Source organism: Streptomyces nanshensis, assembly GCF_001751255.1.
Taxonomy (GTDB): domain Bacteria; phylum Actinomycetota; class Actinomycetes; order Streptomycetales; family Streptomycetaceae; genus Streptomyces; species Streptomyces nanshensis_A.
Genome location: NZ_LJGW01000062.1, coordinates 1 through 442 on the forward strand (window position 1 = coordinate 1; position 442 = coordinate 442).

The following is a 442-nucleotide window of genomic DNA, read 5'->3' on the forward strand; positions in this document are numbered from 1 at the left end:
CGCAGCCCGAGCCGCAGCCCGCGGCGGCGGCACCGGCCGGTGGCGGCGGCGGTTCGGCGGAGGGCACGGACGTCGTCCTGCCCGCGCTGGGCGAGTCCGTCACCGAGGGCACCGTCACGCGCTGGCTCAAGCAGGTCGGCGAGGAGGTCCAGGCGGACGAGCCGCTGCTGGAGGTCTCCACGGACAAGGTCGACACGGAGATTCCCGCTCCGAGCGCAGGCACGCTGCTGGAGATCGTCGTAGCCGAGGACGAGACCGCCGAGGTCGGCGCCAAGCTGGCCGTGATCGGCGCGGCAGTCGCTGCTCCAGCGGCCGAGCCGGCACCGGCACCGGCGCAGCCCGAGCNGCACAGGCCGCTCCGGCACCGGCACAGCCGCAGGCACAGCCCGCCCCCGCGCCCGCACCGGAACCGGCACCCGCTGCCGCACCGGCGCAGCCCGCA

1 pseudogene is annotated in these 442 nt (G+C 77.1%); it reads left to right on the forward strand.

Annotated elements, in window-relative coordinates:
* Nucleotides 1-442 (forward strand): annotated as a pseudogene (locus AN218_RS03130) (biotin/lipoyl-containing protein); the annotation flags it as partial.